Below are 21,150 nucleotides of genomic sequence, written 5' to 3' on the forward strand. Positions count from 1 at the left end.
TATATCATGTTCATCTGCACATCATCCTGAACTTAAGAAAGGAGCTGATGGGATGGTTCGAATCGATGCATCCGGCTCTGGGCAGAGCCCTCTTTCCATATTTGCCTGGAGCCTTTTCTAACAGCATTGAAGGTAAGAGCTTTGCCCCTCTATATATCCATTACGTTATATAGATAGGAGCAAAATCAGATGAAATACAAAAATGCAGACTATGTACTACCACCAGAACTGGTGCAGCGCATTCAACAATATATTCAGGGAACCTATTTGTATATCCCGGTCCAGGAAGAATATAAGAAACCATGGGGAGCATGTTCCGGTTCGAGAGCCATGTTGCAAAAACGCAATAAGGCGATTGCTGAGGCTCATCATTCCGGAATTTCTGTTCGTCTTCTGGCACAGCAGTACTACCTGACAGAGCGCAGTATTCGCCGTATCCTTCTCCAGCATAAACACGGACAATAATAATGTTGTATCATGTATGTCCTTGCTCGTTGTTAAGAGCATACGGTAATCTGTTCCTGAAGGATTCAAATCAGGAGGTGCCTTTACTTCATGAGTTTTTACGTTACACCACTAAGTATCGAATTTGAATACAACGGGATACCACAGGTTATTTCACCTGCCCTGATTGGTGATCAACGGCATGCCTTTCTGGTAGATTGCGGTTACGCCGGCTTCATTCCACATATTGAAAAAGCATTGAATAGACATGAGTTGTCGTTGTCCAATCTAACTGGCCTCATCATTACCCATCATGATCTGGATCATGTAGGCTCTCTCGCAGAGATCAAGCGAACCCATCCCGATATCCGGATTATCGCGCATGAACAGGAAGCTCCATATATTGATGGCACGAGAACCTCATTGCGGCTGGAGCAAGCGCTAGCGACACTTAGCCTTTTGCCTGAAAAAGCACAGCCCGCAGCGAAGGAATTCATCTGTACGTTGGAAATGATTGAACCAAGTCCGGTTGATCAGACGGTTCATGATCATGAACTACTGCCATGGTGTGAAGGTATGGAGATTATACACACACCTGGTCATACACCAGGGCACATTTCCATTTCCCTTCCCTCAAGTCGTACCCTGATAGCTGGTGATGCTGTGGTCATTGAGAACAATGGGGAGCTCGGAATCGCCAATCCCCAGCATACACTGGACATGAAGGAAGCGGTTCGCTCTGTACAACGCTTGCTTGGATATGAGATCGATAAGCTCATTTGCTACCATGGGGGGCATTATCAAGGGGATGTTCGACGTGCGCTTCAGCGACTACTTCAATCCTATGCCCCGTGAAACACCAATGGCCCATACCTGATGTATGGGCCATTTTTTATGATCGTTATTGCTGTCATACGGACGCATGAACTTTGCTGAACTTTACTGAGTTTACTCTACCCTCGACTTCATCGCTGCATATTTACTGGGGGTGATACCTACAGCAGCCTTGAAAGACCGACTGAACAGATGAATACTCGAAAAGCCAACCTCCTCGGCAATCCGGGTTAAATTATGTGTTCCTTCAATAATTCTTTTCTGGGACTGCTCTATTCTGATATGTGTCACATATTTGTGAAGGGTAATCCCCAGCTTGCTTTTGAACAAATGCGATAAATGGTTCGTCGATACACCAACATGTCTGCTGATGGCAGTATTATTTAATTGAGGGTCGGCGTAGCATTCATGAATATAACGAATCGACTTTTCAATGAATGCCCACCCCTTGGTCATATTCCCCTCTTGGTCGTGATCTTCGGATTGATTTTTGAAAAAGAGATGTAGCATCTCCAAACATATGGATTTCGTAATTAACGAAGATCCTCCCCGCTGCTCCTGAAACTCCTTATGCATAAGCGCAAATCTCTTTTTCCATTCGATTCGATCGGCTAGCTGCAAATGAGAGATTGGGCGTATGGAAGCCAGCTTCATTTCCCTATCTTCCAGATCGGGTCTTTCACTATGCGCTGCACTCGTATTCTTCAATAAACTGCGCTCTTCCTCATAATACAGATCAAAATGAAAAATATACTGAATCAATGGCTGCTGGGAGGTGGACCGAATGATATGAGACATGAATGGATGCATCAGCACAATATCGCCTTCTTTGACCTGGTATTTCACACCACTCAAGAAGAACTCCGCTTCCCCTTGTTCGATGTATGTATACACATGATCGTGGTCTATCCATTCCCCTGCCAAAGAAAATGATTCCGTCACTCTTGCCGCTCTTACGAATGGCGAAATGCTATTCATCCATGGCTCATACACATGTATTCCTCCCAACTGCCTTCTCACTGATCCGGTTATATTGTCGCAAACACTTTATCGAAGCCTGCTTTGGACTTGGCAAACAATTCACTTGAATCGACGGTTGGCGTTGGTGCCAGCACCTCTTGAGATACGACGCCATTGTATCCAATCGCCTTCAGGTTCTTCAAGAACCCCTGCAAATCGATTACTCCCTCGCCAGGGTATAAACGCTCATGATCCAGCAATTCTTCAATGGGCAGATCATAAGCATCATTGATATGAACATGGACAATCTGTTCCTTCTTAAGATCCAACACCTCTTCGATCTTTAATCCATTCGTATGCCAATGATAGGAATCCACCAATAAACCAACATTCGGAGCATGAATTGTTTCGATCCAGTCAAGCGTATCCTCCACACTCCAAATAAATGGATTCTTCCATTGAGTGCGCAGATGATGGCAACCCACAAACTCCAGGCCCAGTCGAATGCCATAGGCGTCCAGAATATCTGCACACAATCTCAATCGTTTGGTAGCTGCCGCCATAAATGATGCTGCTGGCTGATCTGTGGAAGGTAAAATATAGGTGCAACAGCTGTAACAGTTCAATGCAGCAGAGGCTTCTGCCATTTGAACCAGCGATTGAAGTCCATCACGAAACTGTTCATCTGTGGTTCTCCAGTCTACGGTCAGATCGGATGAACCGATGATCACCTGATTGCTCTCCAACAGATGTATAGCCTTTTCCTTGCCAACCTCTTCAATCAATGAGAGCGGATTCAAATCTACAGACTGAAATCCGTATGTTGCAGCGTTTGTAATATATTGTTCATTGGACTCGATGTTCCCTAAGCCTGCTCTTGTTAACCCTCTAATCATCCCAATCTCCTCCTAGGACCAGTCAAACAGTACACCGTTATACTGGTCTTTATTCAATCTCAGTCCCTCGTATGCTTCTTGTGCTTGATCCGGCTTCATCACATGACTGATCAATGGTTCGATATGCAGCTTGTTCTTTAACATCAGTTCAAATACAATGTTCGAATTTCTCACCAGAGAATGCTTAACGAATTCGTTCGGCTCAACCGGGAAGCGCCATTCATGTGCCCCCTTAAACGTAATGCAGCCTCGTCCATACAGGTGGCAGTAATTCAATATATCAGTGACATCCGTGTTATATTCGCCTCGTGGACTGCCGAGGAAAATAATCTCTCCCAGCTTCCCGATCCACTCCAGACTTTGAACACCTACACTGGGTACACCCGTCGCCTCAATATGAGTGGATACACCTGCTCCATTCGTTATGGCATGTATCTTTTCTTTTACTTTATCTTCTCCGCCATGAAGCGTATAGTCAACCCCACATGTCTGGGCAGTTCGAATTCGTTCCGGTGACAGGTCCACGCCAATCACAGTTGCACCTTGAAGGCGTGCCAATTGAGCAGCCAAATTCCCTACAAGTCCAAGCCCCGTCACCCCCACAACGTCCCCAAGTTCAATATTGGATACACGAACTGAGGTGAATGCCACGGTTACCATACGGGTGAAGGGAACCCACTTCAAATCCAAGTGCTCAGGTACCTTGATGAAAACATGATCTGTGGATACCACTTGATATTCAGCATGTTGACCATAATGAAACACAGCGTCCCCGGGCTGAACATGGCGTACACCCTGTCCCACCTCGATCACTTCACTTACACTTGCATACCCCGGACATACGGGAAGCTTGGCCCACTCTTCTTTTCCCGATAACATGGCCAGCTCCGTCCCCGGACTGATGAGGGAATAGATTAATTTAACCAATACTTCCTTCTCCCCTAGGGCTGGCAAAATAAAATCCTCTTCTACCGTTTCCACTTGCAGCGGACGAGCAAACATGATCTTTCTATTCTTCATCACCTTCACTCCTTTCTTATCTTTTTAACTACAATATAAGACTTTTCATTCGCATTGTCTTTGATTGCAAAACCGATTTTTTATCTAAAACAACGATTTGATAACCTTTGCAAGCGAATCAAGCATAAATGTAAAAAGACTCACGAGATCCAATGATCTGTGAGTCTCATAATCAATTATATTCAGTCGTAATCTGATGCAATGCGGTACATTCATTAGATGACTGGCTACTTCAGGGATAGCCAGCCGTCATTGAAACCGGATTGGCCGCATGGTTCCTTTTTTGCTAATTTCACAGCTACACTTGTCACTTCTTAACCGCCAACTACGGCTGCAACCCATGAACCTCAAATTCATAGATTCGGGCTGCGGTATCACCGCCCTGCGTAGGTTTCAGCACATTCAGCTTCACATAACGAGCCTTGACCAGCGCAATTGCATCCGAGGTTTCGGCTGCGGCGTTCCCCTGTACATGAACTACATCTGACCAATTCACGCCATCAGCACTGACCTGGATCGAATAGTCGCTTGTATTAAAACCAGACCATTCCCCACCGCTCTCCGCATGTTTGATGACAAAACCGCTGATCTGATGTTCTTTGCCAAGATCAACTTGCAGCCAATGCGGCTGGTTACCCAGTGCGCACCACTTGCTGTTGTCCGTCATCTTGCCGTCAATTGCCTTTCCCGCACCTTCAGCAGGTCCACAGGCATGGTCGGCAGTGGCCGTTTTGCCAAGTGCGACATTTTTGATCCCGGAAGCACCCTTGCTTACGGTGATCAAAGCTTGCTTCGTTACGGTATCCTGCCCCGAACTGTTGGTAGCTGTAAGCGTCACATTGTACGTGCCTTCCTTGTCATACGTTACCACTGGATTTTGCTCCGTGCTGACAGCCGGACTGCCATTCTCAAAAGTCCAAGACCAGCCTTCCGTCACCTCGGAAGAGAGATCAGTGAAATGCACTTGCTGGCCAGGTGTGATAAGTGTTGCATCGGCCTTGAATCCTGCTTCCGGCTTCGGATACGCTGGCCACTGGATGGTCACGCTTGCAGCTTGGCCTCGCTCATATTTTGCATTCACTGCCACGACTTTCAGTATAGTTGCCTGTTCCGCGTTGATTCTCTTCATCTCAGGCACATAGAAGACGTTATTGGTGGTCGCACCCACCCAAGTCTCTTTGCCGTCGGGCAGAACACGGTAAATCTCATACTGCTGAACTTCCTCATCCAGTGCTTTCCACTGCAATCTGGCATCACCGTATATACCCCCGCGGAAATCGGATTGGATGACATTCAATTCTTGAACTGCTTCAAGTTGCTTCACTGGATTAGAATTGTTCCGAATGGATATCTGACCAATATGGATGTCATAATCCGATATGATTTCCTTGCTGTCAAAATGCAGAGACAATGCCACAATCCGCTTTCCTTTGTAAGGCGTCAGATTCAAGATGTCCGTCGTCCACCCCGATGCCTTTTTGTCTTTTACATCCAGAAAGACGAACTGGTCAGGACGGTCTGCAAAAGCCAGGCCAACCTTCATGCTCGGCTTGTTCTGCGTTTTGTACGTGATCGACAGCTTGGTAGCTGGCTCAATCTTCAGATCGGTTTGATACAGCTTCAGATGGGTGGCATTCGCCGAACTTAGCGTACCCGATACCTTGAGGGAACTGCCCCCATAGTAGGCATCCGACCAATCCAGGGACGGCGTAAGTGCGTTACCTTTACTCTCTGTCAGCCAGCGCCATGTCGGAAGTACGTCCTGCAAACTGCGATTATTCCATCCAGTCTCCCGCACCTGCGTGCCATCCCACATAGAATTTCTCGCCACTGCCCGTGTTGAAGTTGGTCGTGAATGGCAGTTGGTCCACCGGCGATGATTCAACCACATTGTTCGCAATCCCTTTCCAGGCCTGGCTTGTCGCCGTATTTGCCGGGTTGCCGTTCTGCCCTACCCAGAATTTATTTTCACGATCAAAGAAATCGGTCATGCTGTCCGCGCTGTTGTACGACCAATCCGGTCGATAAATGCCGAGGGAAGTTACAGCCGGTTTCCCCTCAGGAAACAGCAAATTCCATTTCAGACTGGTATCGTATCCTTTTGCTTCCACATCAATACCTGCGAACAGTTCAAATGGCGATCTGCCCAGGCTTTTGGCTTTGGCCGCAGAACTGCCAAGATCATTCCACCAGAAATTCAGGAACATGCTGTCCGATACCTTGTTCCCGTTATCCTGAAGGAACATCGCATTCCGGTCCGTCAGCGCATTTTGCCATGAAATATTGCCTTCCTTCGTCATGGAATCATACCAGATGATCTCCATACCCGCGGGCTTATGATCTTGAAGATAACGGAGGAATGTCTTCATTAACTGTGCGTCAGTGGCTGTTCCACCTTCAGTCTCCTGGTTGATAAACCAACCGTCAAAACCGTAATACTCTGCCACCTCTATCAGTTTATCCGCAGCCGGGAAGGAGCCGTCGCTGTTCTGCTGAAGCATTTGCTTCACCCACTCATATTTTCCACCGTATACGGATGGCGGGAAGAACACTGTGCCCATGATTGGCACTCCGTTCCGGTGTGCCGCATCAATCGTGTCAGCGCTTGGCGGCACAATAATACCTTCACCCGCCGAGCCACCCCAATATACGAGCTTGTCGACATACTGCCAGTAAGAGAACGTATTTGCAGAAAATGTATCCGATCCCTGTGATGGAACGCCGCTGGTTCCCTGGTTCAGTGCAGACAAGGCCATCACTTTGGGATCTTTCGTTGCGTTCGGGTTAACTGCCTCTCCTGTGAATCGGCTTTGGAGTGGAATAGTGCTCCGGTTGAAGGCCGCATCCGGGTCGGAAGCTGGATTCCAGTTAAGCAATTGTTCAGGCAGCCAATAGGATGAATAAGGTTGCTTCGCCAAGGCCGCTGAGGAAAGAACAGCGCATACCAATACTACAAATATGAGACTCGCACCAAGTTTTTTCATGCCATACCCTCCAATCCATTTTTGGCAATCCAATCAGGGTAAAAAAAGAAACGCCCGTCAAACCAGGACAGACGTTTCCATGTCTACTTTATAATTCAGGTTATTTTTGATTTGCAGCTTTCCATTCGTCGTACTGCTTTTGCGCTTCCGCAATCACTTTATCCAGACCTGCCGCTTTCAACTTCTCGATCGCTTTCGGCAGATGCTCATCCGGGTCAACAGCTCCCGTCATGATGGATGGGTAGAATTCCTTCACGATGGCGGAGATGGAAGCCACTTCCGTCTTCACCGGATCAGGATTGAAGTTGAAGCCAAAGCTCGGGGCAACTTTCGCGGAATTGTTGAATTCCTTGAACGCTTCCCACTTATCGGCTGGATCTTCCTTGTGCATGTAGGTCAAGAACAGGTTACCCAGAGCAAAACCGGGCATCTGGAATCCGTCCTTCATCGCTGGCAGATCCTCTATGACATTATCCGAAATCTTGTTGTAATGTGTTCCTTCAATACCGTAGTTGATCAGGTTACGCAGATATGGATCGGTATTGAGCAAGTTCAGGAACATCATAGCCCGTTCCGGGTTCTTGGAGTTCGCCGAAATTGCATGCATAGCGCCTGTTGCTGAGCCAGTGAAAATAACCGGATCCTGCATCGGTGTAGTCACGATATCATAGCCCGCACTTCTGGACCATCCCAGTTCGGCGTACGGCTGTGTCTGTTCACGGTCAACAAACCATTTGCCTGTTTTGATGTTGTCGATGCCTTCCAGTGTCGCTACATCCTTGCGCAGATAACCAGCCTGATAGTATTTACGGATGGTTTTCAATGAGCTTTTCAGCTCTTCAGATTCCAACACATTAACGTATTTACCGGTGTCTCCATTCATGTTGATACCAACCGGGAATTCGTCACCGAGCAGGAAGTCGAACGCCAGATAAGGCTTAAAGCCCTTCGGAACAGCCAGCGGAGTAATGTCTGCTGGTTCATTGTCCTTGATTTGCTGCAGGTAAGGCTCCAGATCTTCTAATGTACGAATCTTGCTGATGTCCATGTTGTATTTATCAACGTACTGCTTGTTGAACCGCCATACCCATTGCGAAGCCAACTCTTTATTAACTGGCACGGCATAGTTTTGGCCATCAATCTGCGATCCTGTGAGGAATCGTGGATCAAGCTGCTCTTTAATGCCCTGACCATACTTATCCAACAGATCATTGATTGGCAGGAAGGCTCCTCTGGTGGCATTTGGCAGATAGTCATAAGCCCAGGAAGAGGTGAAAGCGATATCATAATTTTCGCCCGAAGCGGTAATGACTGGCATACGTTTGGAATAATCACCCCAGTCAATCATCGTGATGTCGACGGTTGTATTTATTTTCTCCATTAAGTATTTGTTCATTTCTTCCTGTACCATTGGCAGATCGCGCTGTGGACCACCAATCAGATATACTTTGAGCTTCACTGTGTCCTTATCGCCGGATTCTCCCCCGGATGCCGCATTTCCGCTTGTATCATTGGTATTACTGCCACTGCAGCCTGCTAGAACAGTAGAAAAAGCAAGCAGTAAAGTAACCATGAGCAGAGCGATTTTTCTTGTCTTCATGTGTATCCCCCTTATCAATGTTATTGTTACTGCCCTTTGAGGGCAGGCACAACCAGACTTATTCTTTGACCGAACCGATGGTCAGGCCTTGTATAAAATACTTTTGGAAAAACGGATACGCCAGCGCAACCGGCAGTGTAGCCAAGACAACCATTGCCATGCGGACGGTCTCCGTTGGCAGTGTCGAGGCAATGTCATAGGACACGACCCGGCTGCTGTTTTGCACAACAAAATCCATATTGTTCTGTATTCGAATCAGCAATGTCTGGAGTGGAATCAAATTCGCATTGTCGATATAGAGCAGCGCATTGAACCAGTCATTCCAGAATCCTAACGTACTGAACAATCCAATAGTCGCAATGCCCGGTAACGAAATCGGCAGTACGATGCGCGTATAGATACCGAATTCAGTAGCTCCGTCGATTTTGGCCGATTCAATAACCGCATCCGGCACAGTGGTCGTGAAAAATGTACGCATAACGATAATGTAAAAAGCGTTCATGATTGACGGCAGGATCAGCGCCCAGATTGAATCCCGCAAGTGCAGCACCTGCGTAACCACTATGTAACTGGGAACGAGACCGCCGGAAAATAGCATGGTGAAGAAGGCCAAAAAGCTGAAAAACCGACGCTGAGCAAAATTTTTGCGCGAGATGGCGTACGCATACGTCGTGACCAAATACAGTGTGAGCGCGGTTCCAACAACCGTCACCGTTAAGGTAACCCCAAACGATTGGGCCATCTGCTGCCCGGATTCCATAAGGAATCGGTAGGCATCCAGCGTCCAGACTTCAGGGAATAACTTAAATCCATTGATCGCCAGCGTCTTCTCATCGGTAAATGAGATGATAACGATGAACAGAAACGGAAAGATACAAGATAAGGCAAAAAGACCGATAGCTATATTAAAAATCACATTGGATAAAGGCGAAATGGCATTCAAATCTTTCGATTTCTGTCTGGTCCTCTTCGCATGGGCAGATGCCCGCTTTACCGGTTCGCTTAAATTACTCATGGACAGCACCCCCTTGCCGCAAGCCTAGAATACGGCATAATCCTTTTCAATTTTACGCACAGCATAGTTTGCCAGCAGGACAAGAATCAAACCGACAACCGATTGATACAATCCTGTAGCTGTACTCATTCCTGTATCACCCATAATGGTCAAGCCGCGGTATACAAACGTGTCGATGACATTGGTGACCGGATACAGCGCACCAGAATCCCGCGGAACCTGATAGAATAGTCCAAAGTCGGAACGGAAGATCCCGCCGATCGCCAGAATGGTGAGGATGATCATCAGTGGGCGGAGCAGTGGCAGCGTAATGTACCGGATCTGTTTCCACTTCGTGGCGCCGTCGATCATCGCTGCCTCATAATAAGAACGGTCGATACCTGCGATTGCCGCCAGATAAACTACACTGCCATAACCTGCACCTTTCCACAGGCCGAGCAGAATGAGAAAATACGGCCAATACCCTGTCTCACTGTACCAACTAACCGGATCTCCACCAAAATAGGTAATGATCTGGTTGAACACACCCTTTTCTACACTCAGAAACGAGAAGACGAAATAACTGATAATAACCCATGACAGGAAATAAGGCATAAACATTGCGGTCTGGTAGATCTTCGCCAGCCGTTTGTTCAGCAGTTCGTTCATGATGATCGCAAGCGTCACCGCGAGCACCAACCCGAGAAAGATCAGACCCAGGTTATACAGAATGGTATTACGTGTGATGATATAGGCGTCACTGGTGGAGAACAGAAACTCAAAGTTTTTGAACCCGACCCATTCGCTTTTTAGAACGCTTTCAAGAAATCCGCCCGGATGAATCCGGAAGTCCTTAAAAGCAATAATCGTTCCGAACATTGGCAAATAGGCAAAAATGATAAACCAAGCTGCTCCCGGCAGTACCAGCAGAAGAAACGCCTTGTTCTTCATCAGACTTTTGAAGATGCCCTGCACGGCTGTCCCTCCTTATAATCTCGTTCATTATCGCTTTAGCTGCATCCAGTATTAATCCCCTATAATCAACACTGGACCTAAGCTCTTTTGTTGCTTTGGATTTCCTCGTTCACTCCTACCTCCATTATGCAAGCGCTACCAATTTTGAGATAGTTGAAAAAACCAATAATTTGATGGATTAATTAAAGATCGTGCATTCATTGCATTACAAAAAAGACACCCCCACATGGGGAGTGTCTCCATTCAGCCGGAGCCCCCGGCTTATTTTTTCATGTAGATCGACCGCAGCTCCGTAGGAGAAACGCCAGCATATTTCTTAAACTGTCTGTAAAAATAAGTGGAGTCCCAATAACCCACCTCGCCCGCTATTTCTGCCGTCTTTTTGTCCGAATATAACAGCAAATGAGTGGCACGCTCGATCCGGTACTGGTTCACATAATCAGAAAACGTGGTACCGACCTCTTGCTGGAACAATTGGCCGAGGTAGTTCGGATGAAGCTCCATCCTCTGGCTGAGCGTCTTAAGTGAAAGCTCATCTTGATAGTGATTTTTCACCACCTCCAGCACAGACATGATATGCGGGCTGTACGTTTTCTCGGCGGTATGATATGTATCCAGCGTGTGATGAACAACTTTTCTGACCAATTGTTTCAGTTTGCTGAGCGTATGAATTCTGGACAGGGGCCCGAAGATGTCTCCGTAGTCAGGCGTTTTCTCCAGTTCCTTGGCGGCCAGCATAAGCTGGATGGCAGAATTGAAGAACAGTGTTCTCGCGAGACAAAGTTCCTTACCCTCAACACTGAAGAATTCGTCGATGAACCGGTCCACCTCTGTACCTTCCCCATCCCGCAGCAGCTTGTGGAATTGCTCCATCGCTGGCCCTGGCTTCTCTTGATGCTGATTGGTAGGTTCTTCGTTCTCCACTTGCATGATAAAGGTATTACAATCCATAAACAAATGATTCTGAAGCCACAGCTTGACAGACTTACAGCTCTTCGGAAAACCCAGATAGGTCGACTCGGATTGACCGATGATCCCCCATACACGTGCACCTGTGTCCTCAGCAACCGCTTGCTTCATCTTGTTAAGTGCCTGGAGCTGCCATTCATCACTACTTTCCGTACCTGATGAAATGAACAGCAGCATGATGTCTCCCTCCTGATCGGGGAAACAGATGATACCGCAGCCATCCGGGAGGTCTTTGTTCCCGATCTGCTCACACTTCTCAGCAATTCCAGGCAGATACATCTGGGAATCCTCCCCTTTATCCTCCCCTACAATTCGCAAAGAAGCCGCACAATATGTGGACTTATTCATGGGAATCTCAAGCAGCTGCGCACGCTCACGGAATTCTTTGGCGTCAATGGTCTCGTTCGCCCACCGCTGCAAAATATTGTTGCGCAGAATCCTCCAGCTCTGATCCATCTGAATCTGGCGCATCTCTTCGTGCTCCCAATCCTGCTGCATATGCTTGATGGTCGCTTCCAGTTCATCCATATTGACTGGCTTGAGGAGGTAGTTCTCGACTCCAAGCGAGATGCCTTCCCGCACATATTTGAATTCTTCGTAACCGCTCAAAATAATGAATTTAGTATATGGATTGCGCGCTTTAGTCTCCCGGATCAATTCAAGTCCGGTCATTTGCGGCATCATGATATCCGTAATAATCAGATCGACAGGAACCTCGTCCATCATTGCTAGCGCTTCCAACCCATTGCAAGCCGTTCCGGCAATTTGCATATTATTCTGATCCCAATCAATGATGGCTTGCATTCCTTTCACAATAAGCGGCTCATCATCGACCAACATTACACTTCTCATCCCGTTTCCTCCCTTGTAACTGGAATGCTGATGGTCACCTCACATCCTTCGCCCTCCACACTGTTCAGGTGCAGACCATAATCACTGCCATAATTCAGACGTATGCGGTCGTGCACGTTCTTAAGACCCAAAGATCGGTCAGATGTCTCAGCAGCTTCATCGCCCTTATGCAACCCATGTTGCAGTTCAAGCAATCTCTCCGCGGAAATCCCCTTTCCGTTATCCTTCACACGGATGTGAATCACGCCGGTCTCTTCTTCGGCTGTGATGGAGATCCGGTTATCCTCATCATTTGTACGAAAACCATGCACAATGTAATTCTCAATAATCGGCTGGACCAGCAACTTGACGACCATGCTTCCCGCCGCTGCATTCTCGATATGCGTCTCCACCTGCAGCTTGTCCTCATACCGATATTGGACCAAAGCCAGGTACATGCCGCACAGCTCTATTTCCTCTGCCAAGGTTACATGGGTCTGCTTTTTGATCAAATGACGGAACATCGTGGCGAGAATATAAATCATCTGCCCTACATCCCTGGCTCCCAAACTGATGGCTTTCATGCGGATGCTTTCCAGCGTATTGTACAAAAAATGGGGATTGATCTGGGCTTGCAAAGCGACAAGCTGCGCGTTCTTTTGCTTGATCTCTGACACATATACCGTTTCTATGTAAGACTCCAGCCGATCACACATATGATTAAATCTCTGCGAAATCTGCTGCAGCTCATCTTCCCCCTCCATCTCGATACGTTTACTTAGATCACCCTCCTGCCAGCGACGCATGTAAAGCACGAGTCTGTGAATTTTTTTGGAATAACGACGGATGATGGTGAACGTCACCGCGATGCTAATCATGATGCACAGAATCACAATCCCAATGAGGCTGAAACGAATCGCCTGAAGGCTCTGTTTGATTTGCGACTCCGGAATAATAGAAGCCACGACCATTCCCGTATTCCCGATATTCAGCAGCTGCACCTTGGAGCGCTCCTCCAGATCCACCCAATCCTCCGGCAAATTCATCTTCCCCCAGTACGGGTAGACGGTGTTGTCATACTTGCCTTGCGAATCGAAAATCACCTGACCTTCCCCTGTCATCAACATGATCCGACTGTTCTTGCCGTCGAGTCTATCTCGAAGAAGCCCTTTGATACGGTCTGTATTCAGCTCAAACATAATTGCTCCGTACTGCTTCAATGTCACGGAGTCTTTGAGCACATTCGCGTAGCTGTAAGGGGTAGGCTCATCAGCCATTTTCCCTTCGAACAGCGGTTCGCTGCCCATGTATTGCCAAGGTGCACTCCTCAGCCGCTGGAACCAGTCCTGATGCCCTGCAGGCAGCTTGGGATGATAGTAAAAGTGCTGAGTCTCCCGATTAAGCACATAGAAGAAATCCTGATCCGTGCTGTATAACACGACATTTGCAATCGAAGCCTCATCCTTTAACAACAGACGTAATTGATAATCGAAGTTCCCTCGCTCTGTACGGTAGCTGTAAGCATATTGATTCAGACGCCAATTGAGAAAATCCTCGTATTCATGAGTCAAAAAATACTTCAGATCATCGCCGATCATGGCGTCGGTATAAATCTGCTGCACGGCATTATACAGCCGTTCGTATTGCTGATTCAGGTTGATACTGACAATATCCAGCTCCTGCAAACTGGCATCCATTTGTTCCTGTACCACTCGCTGTTCATAATAGCGGTAGGCCAACACCGATATGCTGATGAACAACAGGACCATCACCATGGAATAAAAGAGCAGGATTTTGTTGAACATTTTTTTCTTCAAGTAGTTCTTATACATGGTTCGTATCCTGGACATTCGCGCCTGAACACCTCCTCCAGACCAATTTCCAACTCAGTGTATCACCGTTTGGTTAAATTCGACAATCACCAGCCCTCAGAACCCGTAATCCATATTATGATTTGTCAAAATTGAATGGAAGCGCTATAATGGGCGCATTCCCCTATAAAAGTTATGTAATACATACTCGCTTTGGATGCTCTCTATATATGAATCACTCCCCGATAAAATGAACTGGGGGTTTTTAACGATGTTTCTTACTGAAAACAAACTACAAGCACGTATTCATGAATTATCCGAGCTCCGTTACCGGAATCGTTTGCCTTTAAATCATTTTCTTGCCTGCGAAGACCGCAGGGAAGAGATCAACCCGGTCCTGCCGGCAGATAATAGCCATTGGAAGCCTATGCATACAGGAGAAAGTTGGTCCGGTCGAGATCTCTATTTGTGGCTGCGTACAAAAGTCGAGTTCCCTGCCTCCTGGGCAGATAAACGGATTGTCGGACTGTTTGATTTTGGCGATACCGGGGGTGGTAACAATTCCGGGTTTGAATCCCTGTTCTACTGGGATGGCAAGCCGTTTCAAGGCGTAGATTCCAACCACAAGGAAGTGTTCTTTCCAGCCTCTGCCGCAGGCAGCACCAACGAGCTGGTCTTCCGCTTATGGTCCGGTCTGGAAGGTGGCGGTCAGCCCCGCAACCAGACGCATACGTTCAGACAAGCAGAACTGTGCTGGCTGGATGAAGCTGTTGATGATCTTGTATTTACAGGGTCGGCGATTCTGGAAACGGTCAACATTCTGGATGCCCATGCACCGGAACGCACAAAGCTGCTTCATGCGCTCCAGCAGTCCTTCCGCCTGATTGACTGGTCGCAGCCTAAGTCCGATGTCTTCTATTCCTCTGTGCATGACGCAAGGGATGACCTAAGCTCCCGATTGAATGCGATGGACAAGGCCTCTGATGTGACCGTTACTTGTATCGGCCATACTCATATTGACGTTGCCTGGCTGTGGCGGTTGAAGCACACGCGCGAGAAATGCGCCCGCTCCTTCTCTACGGTCATGCGTCTGATGGAGATGTTCCCGGAGTATGTTTTCCTTCAGACACAGCCCCAATTGTACGAATATGTGAAAGAGGACTACCCGGAACTGTACGAATCCATCAAGGAACGTGTCGCTGAAGGTCGCTGGGAAGCGGGCGGCGGCATGTGGCTGGAGGCTGACTGCAACCTGACTTCGGGCGAATCTCTGGTCCGGCAATTGCTGATCGGTACTCGTTTTCTCAAAGAAGAATTCGGGACGGATTGCCGATATCTCTGGTTGCCAGATGTATTCGGCTATAGCTGGTCCCTGCCGCAAATTCTTAAAAAATCCGGCATTCATACGTTCATGACGACCAAAATCAGCTGGAACCAATACAACCGCATGCCATTCGATACATTCCACTGGCGCGGAATTGACGGCTCAGAGGTGCTGACCCACTTCATTACCACGCCTGAGCCTTGGTCCGAGCCGGGTTCATGGTTCTATACCTATAACGGGAAAATCATTCCGAAGACGGTCAAGGGCATCTGGGATGCCTACCGCGATAAGGAGATGAACCAGGATCTGCTGCTGTCGTACGGATACGGAGACGGCGGAGGCGGAGTTAACCGTGAAATGCTGGAGATGAGACGACGGCTGGATCAACTGCCCGGACTGCCCAAGGTTAAGACAGGACGTGCAGATGATTATTTTGAAAAGCTGCAGGAGACAGTGGAGAAAACCGATTCGTACATCCATACATGGGATGGCGAACTGTATCTGGAGTATCACCGCGGAACGTATACCAGTCAGGCGTACAACAAATGGATGAACCGCAAGCTTGAGCTGGCTTACCGCGAAGCAGAATGGCTGAATGCATTGCAAAGTATTGTGCATAATGACTGGAATCTGTATCAAGCGAAGTCTCTGACTGCGGGTTGGAAAATCATTTTGCGCAACCAGTTCCATGACATCATTCCCGGTTCCTCCATCACAGAGGTGTATGAGGATAGCAGAATTGAATATGCAGAAGCTGAGCAGATTGGCAGTCACGTGGACACGCAGGCTCGGATGGCTATCGCTGGCAGCGGAGAATCTCCGCATACGTACACCATTTGGAACTCCTCCCCATGGGTCGCTACAGGAATCGTGAGCATTCCTGCGGCATCAGGTGAATTGGAAACGGGGACTTGGCTGAGCGATTCCGGTGAGATCCTGAACGCTCAATACCAGGATGCCCGTTGGTCCGTCGAGGTGAAGGATATTCCTTCGCTGGGGTACACCACCATTCACTTCCAGATCAGTACGGTAAACGAAATCCCTGAGCATTCGCCATTCATCCACTCAGCCAATGGAATTGAGACGCCGTTCTATCTGCTCGAGTGGAACGAGAATGGGCAGTTGACACGCCTTTACGATAAAGAGTCACACCGTGAGGTGCTTGCCAAAGGCGCTAGAGGCAATGTGCTTCAGGTGTTCGAGGACAAACCGCTTGCCCACGAAGCCTGGGATATTGATATCTTCTATCAGGAGGATATGCGAGAGATTACGAAATGCACCAGCATTGAAGTCGTAGAGATTGGGCTGCTTCAGGCCGTAATTCGCTTCGCTTGGGAATACCTCGGCTCCACAATTACGCAGAACATGACTGTATATGCCGGGCAACGGCGAATCGATTACGCCACTGAGGTGGATTGGCATGAACAGCAGCAACTGCTGAAAGTTGCCTTCCCAGTCGGCATCCGCTCTACCGAAGCCACCTATGATATTCAGTTCGGTAACGTTAAACGGCCGACGCACTGGAACACAAGTTGGGACTGGGCGCGTTTCGAATCCGTTGGCCATCAATGGGCGGATCTGTCCGACAGAGGTTATGGCGTCAGTTTGCTGAATGATTCCAAGTACGGTTATGACATTAAAGATAACGTCATGCGGCTGACCCTGATCAAGAGCGCTACGCACCCTGATCCACACGCCGATCAGGGACTGCACAGCTTCACCTATGCTCTTCTTCCGCATCAGGGAGATTGGCTGGTTGGCGGAACCGTGCAGCAAGCCTGGCTTCTAAATTCTCCGGCTCGATATACAGTGGGACAATCAGAGCAACCAAGTCGCTCCATGTTCACCTTGTCCGGCAGCACAGCCATGATCTCGGCAGTTAAGAAGGCGGAGGATTCCAATCGTGTCATCGTACGCGTTCATGATTATTCCGGCAGCATGAATATGCTTGAACTGACAAGCGATCTACGGATACAAGCATGGAGAGAATGCAATCTTATGGAAGTACCGGAGGGCGAACTCCTGTATGATACACCGATAACTTTTGCTCTTGAACCTTATGAAATCAAGACGTTTGAGATTGATCTGAGAGTATAATCCTATAACTGCAGCAGCTTAACCAAAGAAACGAGCAAGTCCCCAGATGATGGGCGACTTGCTCGTTTCTTCGTGTTGTGGTTATTCGATCGTTATGATAGGGGCTTTCTGGATCGCTTTTAAAGCATTCTAAACTGGAAGCACGTTCGATATGCGATATTTGATTTATTTTACCGTCTCCAATGTATATCGATTGCGTGGAATCTCAAGATTCAAATTACCGCGCAGTGTCTCATGCTCATACTCGGTACGGAACAGGCCGCGCTCTTGTAAGACAGGTACGACCAGATCCACGAAGTCCGCGAGTCCGTTCGGCACAACTGTACGAATGTTGAAACCGTCCGCAGCTCCCCCCTCGAACCATTCCTGAATCTGATCAGCAATCTGATCCGGTGTACCGATGAAGGATGTGCGCGGCGTTGATGCAAGCAATGCCACTTGGCGGAGAGTCAGTCCCTGTTCTCTTGCCTGCTGCTTGATCTTGTCTGTTGTACTTCGGAAGCTGTTACTGCCCAAATCACCAATCTCCGGGAAGGGATCATCCAATGGGAATTGGGCGAAGTCATAATGATCGAAGTATCGGCCCAAATAGTTCAGTGCCTGGTCAATGCTGACCAATTCCGCGATCTCCTGATATTTGCGCTCCGCTTCTTCCTCCGTTCTGCCCACAATGGGACCGATGCCAGGGAAGATCAGAATATCTTCTGCCTTACGTCCATAAGCCACCGCTCTTGCCTTCACATCCGAATAGAACTCCTTAGCTTCCTCCAGCGTCTCATGCCCCGTATATACAGCATCGGCCGATCGGGCTGCCAGATCCTTGCCGGATTCCGAAGAACCGGCTTGGAATATTACCGGATGTCCCTGCTTGGAACGTGCCACATTGAGTGGCCCCTGGACGGAAAAGTGTTCTCCCTGGTGGTTCAACGTATGCAGTTTGGATGGATCGAAGAAAACACCATTCTCTTTGTCCCCGATAAACGCGTCATCCTCCCAGGAATCCCACAGTCCTTTAACCACATTCAGATGTTCTTCTGCAATTTCGTAGCGCAGTGCGTGGTCCGGATGTTCACCTTTGCCAAAATTCAGAGCCGAGCCTTCAAGTGGCGAAGTGACTACATTCCATCCGGCGCGTCCTCCACTAATATGGTCCAGAGAAGCAAACTGTCTTGCTACCGTGAACGGCTCACTGTATGAGGTGGACAACGTCGCAACCAACCCGATGTGTGAGGTTGCGCCCGCGAGAACAGAAAGCAGGGTTAACGGTTCAAAACGATTCAGGAAATGCGGGTTGGATTTCTCGTTAATAAATAGGCCGTCCGCAATAAAAAGCAGATCGAACTTCCCTTCCTCCGCCTTAATCGCCTGCTTCTTGTAGAAATCCAGATTTACGCTGGCATTGATTGGAATATCCGGGTGCCGCCAAAAAGAAATGCTATTTCCCACTCCATTCAAGTTTGCTCCCAATCTCAATCGTCGTTGTGACATATAAATTCCTCCCTTTGTTGTGGTGATGAACAATGAATTCAGTTCGAGTACCTTTTTTCTCTGAGAATCGCTTCTTCATTTCATCATTTCTTTATGCTGTTTCCGCCTGCTTCTGTTGCTGCCATGCCCAGTCCCGGTTTATTCGCCTCGTTCCTTTCGCTTACCCGGACTGTCCAGGCTGCTCCCAGAAGGACAATGCCTGTCAGGAGAAATATAAAAGGAATCCCCGTCCATCCGCCCAGAAAACCGCCGAGTAACGGGCCGAGTACAATACCGAATTGATTCGCCGTCTGACTCAGACTGACAGCCCTTCCCCGAAAATCACGGTCAGCATATTTGATGATCAACGCATTCAAGGCCGGATATACGGCTGCGAAGAACAGACCATAAACAAATCGCAAACTTCCAAAATAAATGAGGTTATACGCCGTCAGTTGCAGTAAACTGCCAATGCCACCGCCCAGCAGGCCGATAAACAACGTTTTCTCGTATCCGATCTTTCCGCCAATCCTTCCCCAGCGCGGCCCCATAATTACCGTTGCCACACCGATGGCCGAGAAGACGATTCCTGCACTAAGTGTTGCACTACTGACATCACCACCAATCTGGACCACATAAAGCGTCAGTACAGGTTCGATAATGAGCACGGAAGTTGAAACGAGCAAAATCAAACCATAAATCCGCATTAATCCCGGCGTGGCGGCAGCTTTTTTCAAATCACCCAGAATACTGGTACGAATTACAGTGCGGGGACCGCGGGCTTCCTTTACCCATATCACCATCACAGCCGAGAGCAGCGTAATAATTCCCGAGGCGATAAAGCATCCGCGCAGACCGATCCACTGGCTCAGTACTCCACCCACAAGCGGTCCCAGAATTCCCCCAGCAGCCGTGGATGTGGAGATGACACCAAGCGCATAACCTACATGCTTCTCCGGTGTATTGGTGCCGACCAACGTAATGGATGCAGGATTGAAGCCGGCCATGAGTCCCTGAAATATCCGCACAGCGATAAATGTGTAAGGATCATAAACGAAATAGTTAGCCAGATGAGCAATGGCGAGGCCAACGCCCGAACGAATCAGCATCAGTTTGCTTCCATATCTGTCAGCCAGCGAGCCCCAGAATGGAGCACATAGTCCGCTGATCAGAAAGCTGATCGAGATCGAAATGCCGGACCAGACTTCCAATCCGCTCTGGATACCGAGATCATTTTGCAGAAATAGCGGAAAGAACGGAACAGACAAGGTGTAAGACATATGATTGAAAAATAGACCAAACCACAAAATATACAGATTTCGCTTCCAATGCGGCATCTTGGCATTCTCCATACTATATAATTCCTATATAAAAAGTAGGTTATTATCCATATTAGGATACCGTCACTGGAAAGTATAATAGAAAAGTTCAATAGACCCATTCAAGAATTAAATGAATGGATCTGTTTTATGCTGCTATTTTGACCGTAAAAATTACTTCACTTGAACGGACATGAATACATCCACCTCATCTTCACTGTCCAAAACAAACCCAAAGCGCTCATACAAACGCCGAGCTGGACTGCCCTGCAATACATTTAAAGTAACACGTTTGCCCTTAACGTCATCCCGTTTCAGTAGCATATTCAGCACTTGGGTCCCTATTTGCCGACCCTGATAATCGGGATGGATATAGAAATGTTCCAGCAGCATCTCCTCTGACTTGGGCTTCAATGCTACACACCCCACCATTTCACCCTCGAACTCGATAATCCATGTATACTCAGGATCAAATGTATTACGGAAACGTTCACGAACCTTCAAATCATCGTATCTTCCCAACCGGTTTAGATCATCATATAGAACCAAAGCTCGCAACTCAGCAAGGTGCTCCTCATCTGCCTGCTTGGATTGACGCATGGTTATTTGGATCATTGAAAGGACT

The 21,150-nt window shown here is 48.0% G+C and carries 16 protein-coding genes; 3 read left to right on the forward strand and 13 right to left on the reverse strand.

The annotated features are described in order from the left end of the window. Window positions 1-189: 189 nt before the first annotated feature. Both RS891_RS24375 and RS891_RS24380 read left to right on the forward strand, forming a co-directional pair. Window positions 190-465: a CD3324 family protein gene (locus RS891_RS24375; protein ID WP_315793441.1), complete on the forward strand. Its 276-nt coding sequence runs from the start codon at window positions 190-192 to the stop codon at window positions 463-465. 90 nt (window positions 466-555) lie between these two features. Next, window positions 556-1,299 (forward strand): MBL fold metallo-hydrolase, encoded by a 744-nt coding sequence (locus tag RS891_RS24380; protein WP_315793442.1) that lies wholly within the window; start codon window positions 556-558, stop codon window positions 1,297-1,299. Window positions 1,300-1,392: 93 nt separating this feature from the next. Here RS891_RS24380 and RS891_RS24385 read toward each other — a convergent pair whose 3' ends face one another. The 10 genes from RS891_RS24385 to RS891_RS24430 all read right to left on the reverse strand — a co-directional run bounded on the left by RS891_RS24385 (window position 1,393) and on the right by RS891_RS24430 (window position 14,357). Continuing rightward, the gene (locus RS891_RS24385; protein ID WP_113053542.1) at window positions 1,393-2,271 is read right to left on the reverse strand and encodes an AraC family transcriptional regulator; all 879 of its coding nucleotides are present in this window, start codon (window positions 2,269-2,271) and stop codon (window positions 1,393-1,395) included. A 35-nt stretch (window positions 2,272-2,306) separates the two neighbouring features. Then, on the reverse strand, window positions 2,307-3,134 hold the full coding sequence (locus tag RS891_RS24390) for a sugar phosphate isomerase/epimerase family protein (RefSeq protein WP_315793443.1): 828 nt from the start codon (window positions 3,132-3,134) through the stop codon (window positions 2,307-2,309). A 12-nt stretch (window positions 3,135-3,146) separates the two neighbouring features. Beyond that, complete coding sequence (locus RS891_RS24395; protein WP_315793444.1) at window positions 3,147-4,154, reverse strand: zinc-dependent alcohol dehydrogenase; 1,008 nt, start codon at window positions 4,152-4,154, stop codon at window positions 3,147-3,149. A gap of 325 nt (window positions 4,155-4,479) precedes the next feature. Continuing rightward, window positions 4,480-5,970, reverse strand: a complete 1,491-nt coding sequence (locus RS891_RS24400) for a GH85 family endohexosaminidase C-terminal domain-containing protein (protein WP_315793445.1) — start codon at window positions 5,968-5,970, stop codon at window positions 4,480-4,482. Further along, window positions 5,930-7,138: an endo-beta-N-acetylglucosaminidase gene (locus RS891_RS24405; protein ID WP_315793446.1), complete on the reverse strand. Its 1,209-nt coding sequence runs from the start codon at window positions 7,136-7,138 to the stop codon at window positions 5,930-5,932. The genes RS891_RS24400 and RS891_RS24405 overlap by 41 nt, the downstream gene beginning before the upstream one ends. Window positions 7,139-7,238: 100 nt before the next feature. Then, window positions 7,239-8,738, reverse strand: coding sequence for an ABC transporter substrate-binding protein (locus RS891_RS24410; protein ID WP_315793447.1), 1,500 nt, complete (start codon window positions 8,736-8,738; stop codon window positions 7,239-7,241). Between the two features lie 58 nt (window positions 8,739-8,796). Beyond that, the gene (locus RS891_RS24415) at window positions 8,797-9,753 is read right to left on the reverse strand and encodes a carbohydrate ABC transporter permease (protein WP_315793448.1); all 957 of its coding nucleotides are present in this window, start codon (window positions 9,751-9,753) and stop codon (window positions 8,797-8,799) included. A 24-nt stretch (window positions 9,754-9,777) separates the two neighbouring features. After that, window positions 9,778-10,683 carry an ABC transporter permease gene (locus RS891_RS24420; protein WP_205524889.1) on the reverse strand — a complete coding sequence of 302 codons (906 nt, stop codon included), beginning with the start codon at window positions 10,681-10,683 and terminating at the stop codon, window positions 9,778-9,780. A 285-nt stretch (window positions 10,684-10,968) separates the two neighbouring features. Continuing rightward, a complete protein-coding gene (locus RS891_RS24425; protein ID WP_315793449.1) occupies window positions 10,969-12,528 on the reverse strand; it encodes a response regulator transcription factor in 1,560 nt (519 codons plus the stop codon). After that, on the reverse strand, window positions 12,525-14,357 hold the full coding sequence (locus RS891_RS24430) for a cache domain-containing sensor histidine kinase (protein ID WP_315793450.1): 1,833 nt from the start codon (window positions 14,355-14,357) through the stop codon (window positions 12,525-12,527). The genes RS891_RS24425 and RS891_RS24430 overlap by 4 nt, the downstream gene beginning before the upstream one ends. 232 nt (window positions 14,358-14,589) lie before the next feature. On the opposite strand from RS891_RS24430, the gene RS891_RS24435 reads away from it, so the two are divergent. After that, a complete protein-coding gene (locus tag RS891_RS24435) occupies window positions 14,590-17,739 on the forward strand; it encodes an alpha-mannosidase (protein ID WP_315793451.1) in 3,150 nt (1,049 codons plus the stop codon). 165 nt (window positions 17,740-17,904) lie between these two features. On the opposite strand, the gene RS891_RS24440 is transcribed toward RS891_RS24435, so the two are convergent. The 3 genes from RS891_RS24440 to RS891_RS24450 all read right to left on the reverse strand — a co-directional run bounded on the left by RS891_RS24440 (window position 17,905) and on the right by RS891_RS24450 (window position 21,140). Then, window positions 17,905-19,227, reverse strand: a complete 1,323-nt coding sequence (locus RS891_RS24440) for an LLM class flavin-dependent oxidoreductase (RefSeq protein WP_315793452.1) — start codon at window positions 19,225-19,227, stop codon at window positions 17,905-17,907. Window positions 19,228-19,310: 83 nt separating this feature from the next. After that, window positions 19,311-20,558 carry an MFS transporter gene (locus tag RS891_RS24445; protein WP_315793453.1) on the reverse strand — a complete coding sequence of 416 codons (1,248 nt, stop codon included), beginning with the start codon at window positions 20,556-20,558 and terminating at the stop codon, window positions 19,311-19,313. 141 nt (window positions 20,559-20,699) lie between these two features. Then, window positions 20,700-21,140: a GNAT family N-acetyltransferase gene (locus RS891_RS24450; RefSeq protein WP_315793454.1), complete on the reverse strand. Its 441-nt coding sequence runs from the start codon at window positions 21,138-21,140 to the stop codon at window positions 20,700-20,702. Window positions 21,141-21,150: the final 10 nt, after the last annotated feature.

This window comes from Paenibacillus sp. BIC5C1 (genome assembly GCF_032399705.1).
GTDB lineage: Bacteria > Bacillota > Bacilli > Paenibacillales > Paenibacillaceae > Paenibacillus > Paenibacillus taichungensis_A.